Origin of the sequence: Intestinibacter sp. (assembly GCF_051866655.1) — a bacterium.
GTDB lineage: Bacteria > Bacillota > Clostridia > Peptostreptococcales > Peptostreptococcaceae > Intestinibacter.
The window spans coordinates 1-1,754 of sequence record NZ_JBJDXL010000045.1 but is presented as its reverse complement, the minus strand read 5'-3'; the positions used below and the strand labels follow the sequence as shown (position 1 = coordinate 1,754).

1 protein-coding gene is annotated in these 1,754 nt (G+C 30.8%); it reads left to right on the top strand.

The genetic code is table 11. The annotated features are described in order from the left end of the window. Positions 1-309 precede the first annotated feature (309 nt). A partial coding sequence (locus ACI3VO_RS01280) for an aminoacyl-histidine dipeptidase (RefSeq protein ID WP_439756168.1) occupies positions 310-1,754 on the top strand: 1,445 nt, incomplete at its 3' end.

Genomic DNA, 1,754 nt, shown 5'->3' with positions numbered 1-1,754 from the left:
AAATAGACGGTAAAAAAACTGTTGAGGAGATAGGCAAAAACTTAGAAGAAGAATACGGGGAGAATACTCATCCTCTTTATGAAAGACTTCTAATGTATTTAAATCATATACATGTTAATTGTAATTATATAGAGAGAGTTAATTAAATAATATGATAGGAAGTGTTTAAAAATAGAGTAAAATCTATTTTGTATTCACTTCCTTTTTTATATTTATAATATACATAAATAACTATCCATTTATTGATTCACAAATTTGGGTATACTATACTAATTGGTATAATAAATAAAATAAGGAGTTGACTTTTAAATGAAAAACATATTAGAAGGATTAGAGCCTCAATCTGTTTTAAATTATTTTGAACAAATATCACAAATTCCTAGAGGCTCTGGAAACGAAAAAGCTATCAGCGATTATCTATGTAACTTTGCAAAGGAATTAAATCTAGAATACATACAAGATAAACACCTAAATGTTATCATCAAGAAAAAAGCAACTGAAGGATACGAAAACTGTCCTGGTGTAATACTTCAAGGGCATATGGATATGGTCTGCGAAAAAAACAAAGCTTCTAACCACGACTTTTTAAACGATCCTATCCAATTGAGAGTTGACGGTGATATGATTTATGCAACTGATACTACTTTAGGTGCAGACGATGGTATAGCAGTAGCTTATGCTATGGCTATTCTTGCTTCTGATGATATAAAGCATCCAGCCTTAGAAGTACTTATAACTACTGATGAAGAAGTAGGTATGACTGGCGCTATAAATTTAGATGCTAGTAATTTAAATGGAAAATACATGATAAATATAGATTCTGAAGAAGAAGGATTTATATTAGTAGGCTGTGCTGGTGGTAATAGAAACTGCATTAGTTTACCACTTGAATTTACTAATTCTAATAAACAAGGTATCCTAATAGAACTAAAAGGGCTTTTAGGAGGACACTCTGGCTCTGAAATAGATAAAAACCATGCTAACTCAAATAAATTAATCGGTAGAATTTTAAATTTATTAGATGTAGATTACGATTTAGTTAGTATAAATGGTGGTTTAAAACAAAATGCTATTCCTCGTGAATGCGACGCGGTTGTAGCTGTCGACAAAAAAGATATAGACGAATTTAAATCTCAAATATCTGATATACAAAAGATATTCAACCACGAATACCAAGTATCAGACCCTGATATAAAAATAGAAATAGGTGAAGCTTCTTTCGATAAAGTAGTGACTGATGATTGCAAAGATAAAATTATAAAAATATTAAATCTAATCCCTAATGGAGTTCAAACAATGTGTGCCGATATTCCTGGATTAGTTGAAAGCTCTACAAATATAGGCGTAGTAACAACAAAAGAAAATGCTATGCTATTTGAAAACGCAACAAGAAGCTCTATAGGAACTAGAAGAGAAGATCTAAATTACAAGATAAAATTACTAGCAGACTGTGTAGGTGCTGACTACGAAGAAACTGATCCATATCCAGAATGGGAAAGAGCTATTGATTCTAAATTAGAAAAAATCAGCTTAGAAACATATAAAAACTTAACTGGTAAAGAAGCTCAAATCATAACAATCCACGCTGGACTTGAATGTGGATTATTCCTACAAAAAATGGAGGGTTGTGAAGCAATCTCAATAGGTCCTAATACTTACGATGTCCATACTCCAAATGAACATATAAGTATTTCTTCTATACAAAATGTATGGGATTATTTGATAGCTTTACTTGAAAATATGAATCAATATTA